Annotated in this window: 5 protein-coding genes; 1 reads left to right on the top strand and 4 read right to left on the bottom strand. The window is 52.6% G+C overall.

Translation table 11 applies throughout. The annotated features are described in order from the left end of the window. Positions 1–150: 150 nt before the first annotated feature. The gene (araD, locus tag KO503_RS13090; protein WP_215991987.1) at positions 151–1,896 is read right to left on the bottom strand and encodes an L-arabinonate dehydratase; all 1,746 of its coding nucleotides are present in this window, start codon (positions 1,894–1,896) and stop codon (positions 151–153) included. Positions 1,897–1,904: 8 nt separating this feature from the next. After that, positions 1,905–2,897, bottom strand: coding sequence for an AraD1 family protein (gene araD1, locus KO503_RS13095; RefSeq protein WP_215991988.1), 993 nt, complete (start codon positions 2,895–2,897; stop codon positions 1,905–1,907). A gap of 273 nt (positions 2,898–3,170) precedes the next feature. Between araD1 and KO503_RS13100 the strand changes: the two genes are divergently transcribed. Next, positions 3,171–4,160 carry a LysR family transcriptional regulator gene (locus KO503_RS13100; protein WP_215991989.1) on the top strand — a complete coding sequence of 330 codons (990 nt, stop codon included), beginning with the start codon at positions 3,171–3,173 and terminating at the stop codon, positions 4,158–4,160. A gap of 122 nt (positions 4,161–4,282) precedes the next feature. Here KO503_RS13100 and uxuA read toward each other — a convergent pair whose 3' ends face one another. Together uxuA and KO503_RS13110 are read right to left on the bottom strand one after the other, a co-directional pair. After that, a complete protein-coding gene (uxuA, locus tag KO503_RS13105; protein WP_215991990.1) occupies positions 4,283–5,476 on the bottom strand; it encodes a mannonate dehydratase in 1,194 nt (397 codons plus the stop codon). Further along, positions 5,469–6,920, bottom strand: a complete 1,452-nt coding sequence (locus KO503_RS13110) for a mannitol dehydrogenase family protein (protein ID WP_215992007.1) — start codon at positions 6,918–6,920, stop codon at positions 5,469–5,471. The genes uxuA and KO503_RS13110 overlap by 8 nt, the downstream gene beginning before the upstream one ends. Positions 6,921–6,985 lie beyond the last annotated feature (65 nt).

Consider the following 6,985-nt stretch of genomic DNA (forward strand, 5'->3'; position numbering starts at 1 on the left):
TGTGTCGTCTCTTTTGGTACGCGTTTAGATCGAATTATAGATCTCGTATCAAAGTGATCTAGGACCGCGTGCCAAAAGACAAGGGGGCGTCCCGAGAAACGCCCCCTTTGATGAATTTACAGTCACATGGCTGATGCCTAAAATCAGCCCTTAGTGACTGTCTTTACCAACATCATTGCCGCGACAGCCCTTGAGAAAATCAAGGTCCGCGCCGGTATCAGCCCCTTCAACATGGGTATGATGCAAGTAGGCATAGCCAGAGGTTGGCGCGCTTGTCGCGGGCGCCCATGCTTTCAAACGCGCCGCCAATTCTGCATCGGAAATATCCAAACGCAGCACACGGTTTTCCACATCCATCTCGATCATATCGCCATTTTGCACGACAGCCAAAGGTCCACCCGCGGCGGCTTCAGGCGAAGTGTGCAAGACAACCGTGCCGTAAGCCGTACCAGACATACGCGCATCTGAAATACGCACCATATCGGTGATGCCCTTTTTCAGAACCTTTGGCGGCAAGCCCATGTTGCCCACCTCAGCCATGCCGGGATAGCCTTTGGGGCCACAGTTTTTCATGACCATCACGCAGGTTTCATCGATATCCAAATCAGGGTCTTCGATTTTGGCTTTATAGTCGTCGATGTCTTCAAACACCACGGCACGCCCTGTGTGTTTGAGCAAATGTGGCGAGGCGGCTGAGGGTTTGAGAACGGCACCTTTGGGGGCCAAGTTGCCACGCAAAACCGCGATGCCACCTTGTTGTGTCAGCGCCTGATCAAGCGGCAAAATCACGTCTTCGTTGTGGTTTTCGACGTCTTTCACTTCGTCCCAAATGGTTTCGCCGGACACGGTCAAACAGTCTTTATTCAATTGACCACCCTGCCCCAAACGTTGCAAGACAACAGGTAAACCACCAGCATAATAGAACTCTTCCATCAGGTACTTACCAGATGGCATCAGGTTCACGATGGTGGCGACATCGCGCCCGCAACGGTCCCAATCGTCCAATGTAAAGTCGACCTCGACACGGCCCGCCAGCGCCAGCAAGTGCACGACCGCATTGGTCGATCCGCCAATTGCGCCATTGGCGCGCACAGCGTTCTCGAACGCGGCTTTGGTCATGATGTCAGATGGCTTTAGGTCATCTTTGACCATTTGTACGATTCGACGACCAGACATTTGCGCCATCACACGACGACGCGAATCCACTGCTGGGATGGCCGCATTGCCAGACAAAGCCATACCTAAGGCTTCGGCCATAGAGGCCATCGTCGAGGCCGTGCCCATGGTATTGCAGGTGCCTGTTGAGCGCGACATGCCCTGTTCGGCTTCCAAAAATTCCTCTTGGGTCATCTCGCCCGCTTTCACGGCTTCCGAGAATTTCCAAAGATGGGTGCCAGACCCGACACGTTCACCTTTGAATTGACCATTCAACATAGGTCCGCCCGTGACGACAATTGATGGAATATCGCAAGAAGCTGCCGCCATCATCAAAGACGGTGTGGTTTTGTCACAGCCGACCAAAAGAACAGCACCATCAATAGGTTGTCCGCGAATGGTTTCTTCGATCGATAAAGCCGCCAGATTGCGAAACATCATCGCTGTGGGGCGAAAGGTGTTTTCTGAGGCTGAGAATACAGGCACTTCCACTGGAAAACCGCCTGCTTCCCAGATACCCGCTTTGACCTTTTCAGCCAGCTCTTTCATATGGCTGCCGTTACACGGTGTTAATTCTGACCACGTGTTCAAGATGCCGATAATCGGACGACCATCGAACAAATCATGCGGGTAGCCTTGGTTTTTCATCCAGCCACGATGGTAAATCGTGTCACGTGAATTGCCGCCGTACCAAGATTGCGAACGCAGTTTGCGGGGCCAAGGTGCTGGTGTAAATGTCATGGGATACCTTACAAAACTTTAACGGTGACGGTGCCAGCCACAGCAGGCTGCTGGATCAATGGATTGCGCAAAACCAAGCCAAACTCAGGGGCTTCAATTTCGAACACATCGCCATCTTGGGTGGAAATGCTATCGGCAAACGACAGTGTTGCGGTGCCAAAGAAATGCACATGCACTTCACCGGGCTGACGGAAAATGTCGTATTTAAAATGATGATGCTCAAGGTTCGCCACGCTGTGCGACATGTTGTTTTCACCTGACAGGAACGGTTTTTCCCAGATCACAGCCCCATCACGCAAGATACGCGACATGCCTTGCACATCGCCAGGCAGTTCGCCGACCAACAGTTCAGGACCGAAAGACGCAGGGCGCAATTTGGAATGCGCCAACCACAGGTAATTGCCACGCTCTGTGATGTGGTCTGAAAACTCATTGGACAAAGCAAAGCCAACACGGAACGGCGTGCCATCGGCAGAGTTCACATAAATGCCAGCGATTTCGGGCTCTTCGCCCGCGTCTTTTGCAAACCCTGGGGATGTCAGCGGCGCGCCTGCGGCAACAGCCTGTGTGCCATTGCCTTTGTAAAACCATTCAGGCTGCGCACCTTCAACATTATCAGCAGGCTTACCGCCCTCAATCCCCATTTGAAACATCTTCATTGTGTCAGTCACAGGCGCATCAGTGTTGGCTTTGGCATGCATGGAGGATCGTGTCGAGGCAGACCCCAAATGGGTCAGGCCTGTGCCTGTCAAATGGCAATGGGCTGGGTCTTCGTGGTGGATTGGCAACATCATCCGCCCCTCGGCATAAGCCGCATTCAAATCAATCGCCTCACCAAACCCATGGGCTTGGATCACCTCAGCCAAAGACTTGCCCGCCTCAGCCGCTTCCATCGCCAAAGCATAGGTTGATGCAGCCTCTTTCACAGCGTAGGCTTCAGACCCCTCGCGCGCGACAACAGTAATGCCCCCAAGGGCGTTTTGAATTTGTGAAAGCAGCATGATGTTCATTCCTAAATGTGTTAATCCCACCACAAAGCGCAAAGTACATCTGCGAGATCCTCGTGATAGCAGGGCGTCAAAGGCTGTTTGTCGTGTCTCGACACAGCCAAACATTGGCGCAAGTGTTCATTTCAGTACGTTGCATTCAAAACTTTTGATTCATCTCAGTCAAATTATATTATAAGATACAATTATACCATTTTTAGCATATCAAATTTCACCAGTTCACAGTGACTATGCGTTCAAATTTTACTATAAGGCCCCTCTCACCCAATGGATAGATTACTCAAAAAAGGATTAAAAATCAGCCACCTAAGACTGGCAGAGGCCTTGATGCGCGAAGAACAACTCTCCTCAGCAGCGCAGGTTATCGGCATTGCGCAACCTGCGGCATCGCGACTTGCCTCAGAGGTCGAGCGCATCATCGGCGCACCGCTTTATACGCGCGCGGGTCGCGGAATCGAGATGACTCCAGAAGGCTTGGCCTTGGCCCACCGCGCGCGACGGATTTTGCATGAAATTTCAGACGCGGATCGCGAAATAACGGAATTGAAATCGGGGCTAACGGGCAAGGTTTCAATCGGCGCAGTCACTGGCCCTGCCATTGAACATGTACTGCCCGCCCTCAGACAGGCGCGCATCGCTTTGCCAAACATCCAGATCGAAGTGGAAGTTGGGACATCAGACACCCTTGGCCCCATGCTGCAAAGCGGGCAACTTGATTTCGCTTTGGCGCGTTTGCCAAAAGGCCTAGATCCCTCAATGTTCAATATGACTGTGGTGAGTAAAGAGCCGCTCAGCCTTGTGGCGCGGCATGGCCACCCAGTGCTGCAACGCAGTGGACAGCCCCCAAACAGTGCTGTTCCTGTGGCCGAACTGTTGAAATATGACTGGGTTATGCCTGACGCTGGCGCAATTTTGCACAACACCGTCAGCCAAGCTCTGACACGCCGAGGGTTTCCACTTCCCGAACGTGTACTTAGAACCTCATCGTTTTTACTGGTTCTGGCGACGATTTCACAAACCAACGCCGTGGCCCCGGTTGCGACCTCTGTGGCGCAGACCTTTACATCTTATCAAGGCGACGACAGTGGGACATCTGATACGCCTGGATTGGTGCAAATTATTAAAACCGATATTGATTTCGAGGTCGAAGATTATGGCCTGATCACCCGCGCAGGCAGTCTTTTACCCCCTGTGTCGCAGTCTGTTTTGCGGTTGCTATGCGACGGTATTGGCATTGCCCCCCCGACGACGGCCTAGCGATAAAGGCTATGTCTCATCTGATAGGTATAATTAGCCAGAGCTCCAGTCACGGCGGCCCAATAAACACAAGGCCGCCATGAAACAGATCGCTGTGTTGAAAAATCAAACGGAACAGCAGTTTAACCGAATTGCACATTCTTATGCGACAATGCTTTGATCACGCCACGCATTTCAGCCAATCCACGCATACGACCAAGCAAAGGATAGCCCGGATGTGTACCCGATCCGATATCATGCAAAAGCTCATGCCCATGATCAGGGCGCCACACCAATTCCCAATCGGCACGGCCCGCCGCTTTGCGCGCTTGTTCTTCGCCCAACAAAACCGACACCAGTTCCACCATATCAGTGTCACCTTCCAAATGTGCGGCCTCTTCAAACGATCCATCAGGATCTTTGGCCACATTGCGCAGATGCGCGAAATGAATACGATCCGAAAACTTGCGCGCAATCGCGGGCACATTGTTGGCAGGATTGGCCCCGAGCGACCCAGCGCAAAGCGTCAATCCATTTTCCACAACATCTTGTTGTGCAAACACCCAAGCAATGTCTTCGGCATTTGACATCACCCGCGGCAGACCGAAAATATCGCGGGGCGGATCGTCAGGGTGCACAGCAAAGCGCATCCCCAAATCTTGCGCGGCGGGAATGACTTCGGCCAAGAACCGTGCGTAATTGTTGCGAATATCATCGCGGCCAATACCGTCGTAAAGCTTCAGGGCTTCTTTCATCGACGCCACATCATAGCGCTCATAAGCCCCCGGCAGGCCCGCCATGATCGCAGCCACCAATGCTGTTTGGTCATCTTCCGATGAGTGATCATACCACTGTTTTGCTTGCGCGATGATCTCGGGCGTAAAGTCATTTTCGGCCCCGTCGCGTTCCAACATGAACATTTCCAGCGCGCAAATTTGGCGCTGCTCGAACCGCAAGGATGTACCGCCATGCTTTAACGGTTGGTCCAATCGCGTGCGCGTCCAATCGATCAAAGGCATGAAGTTATAGCAGATCGTCGTCAGCCCTTCGGCAGCGAGATTGGCCATGGATTGACGATAGCTGGCAAAGAGGTCCGTCAAATCACCCTCACCGCGTTTGATCCGCTCGTGGATCGGCAGGCTTTCCACGACATGCCATTTTTGACCGTGCCCTGCCTGCGCGATCATAGTTTGGCGTGCAGCAATGGCCTCGCGCGTCCAAACCTCGCCGTAGGGGATTTCATGCAAAGCATTGACGATGCCAAGCGCGCCTGTTTGGGCAATTTCGCCAAGCTCGATTTTATCAAGAGGTCCGTACCAGCGCCAAGATTCAATCATTATATACCTCGATCATTTTATACGCGCCCCGTGTGACAAGCCCTTCATAGGCGGCTGTGACTTGAGCTACAAAGTTAGAGTTATTCTGCAAGGATGTCGGAAAAACTTCGCTGACAGACAGCAATGCTTGTACTTTTCGAACATTTGTATCGGCCGCATCGCTTAGGCTCTTCAAACGCTCGGCCATAGGATCGCGCACATCAATTGAGGTGCCTTTTTCATCCACAGCACCAACATAACGCATCCACCCCGCAACAGCCAAGATCAACCCTGACATAGGACGTCCAGCGTTCAAACCGCTTTCCAATTGTTTCAAAATCCGTTGCGGTAGTTTTTGCGAGCCATCCATCGCAATTTGCCATGTAAGGTGGCGAATGGATGGGTTTTGATACCGCGCGAATAACGCATCTGCATAGGCTTGCAAATCAACACCCTTAGGCGGCGTTAGACCGGGAATAATTTCATTTGCCCAAAGCGATTTCACGAAACGCGCGAATGCAGGCTCGCCCACGGTGTCAGAAATGGTGGTCAAACCAGCCAGATACCCCAAATAGGCCAGACTGGAATGCGTACCGTTTAAGCAACGCAGCTTCATGTCTTCAAATTCGGTGACATTCTCAACCAATTGAACACCAACGGCCCCCAAATCAGGTCGCAGATCATCAACAAAATCATCCTCAATCACCCATTGGCGAAAAGGTTCCATCATCACCGGCGAGGCATCATATTTGCCGATCAAATCGCCAAGTGTGTCGATGTCTTCGGCTTTGGTGGCAGGGACAATCCGGTCGACCATGGTGCAGGGAAACTTGACCTCAGAGGCGATCCAAGACGCCAGATCGTCCGAGATCAGTGCAGCCAATTCTAGCACAACACCGCGCAAAACATGACCATTCTCTGGCAGGTTGTCACAGGTCATGACAGTGAACGGACGCTGGCCTTTCTGGCGGCGGATGTCCAAAGCGCGCACCAGAAACCCTAGAGCAGAGGCAGGCGCGCTGGGGTCTGCGAGGTCTTGAATAACATCGGGATGATCTTGCAACAACTTACCGGTGGAGGGTGCGTGACAATAGCCTTTTTCGGTCACCGTCAGTGTGACGATTTTAACCGCCTCATCACTCATCGCGTCCAAAACGGCGGCAGGATTCTCAGGCGCGACAAGCACGTCTTGCACCACTTCAATGTGATGCGGGATCGGGCCGGATGGAGCCAGTTCAAGTGCCGTATACGCGCACCCCTGCGGGGCTAAATTGTTGCGTTGATTTGGTGATTTCAACGACACACCAACAATACCCCAATCGCCGCCAGATTTTTCCATCGCCTCAGCGATATAGATTGCGGCATGGGCGCGGTAAAAAGCACCAAGCCCAAGGTGAATAATGCCAACACCGGGTTTGTCCGCATCTGTACGGCTCAGGCGGGGTAATAAACTGCTGTCTGTCATGATCTCTGTGTCCTTAACCAAGAGCGGCTTTGTTGCGGGAGACAGGCGCGACCCAGCCGCGCCCG

Source organism: Pacificibacter marinus (assembly GCF_018860505.1).
In the GTDB taxonomy this organism is placed as follows: domain Bacteria; phylum Pseudomonadota; class Alphaproteobacteria; order Rhodobacterales; family Rhodobacteraceae; genus Celeribacter; species Celeribacter marinus_B.

Coding starts and splice junctions, on each gene's coding strand:
- uxuA (WP_215991990.1), bottom strand. CDS start 5,476: ATGATTGAATCTTGGCGCTGGTACGGACCTCTTGATAAAATCGAGCTT.
- araD1 (WP_215991988.1), bottom strand. CDS start 2,897: ATGCTGCTTTCACAAATTCAAAACGCCCTTGGGGGCATTACTGTTGTC.
- KO503_RS13110 (WP_215992007.1), bottom strand. CDS start 6,920: ATGACAGACAGCAGTTTATTACCCCGCCTGAGCCGTACAGATGCGGAC.
- araD (WP_215991987.1), bottom strand. CDS start 1,896: ATGACATTTACACCAGCACCTTGGCCCCGCAAACTGCGTTCGCAATCT.
- KO503_RS13100 (WP_215991989.1), top strand. CDS start 3,171: ATGGATAGATTACTCAAAAAAGGATTAAAAATCAGCCACCTAAGACTG.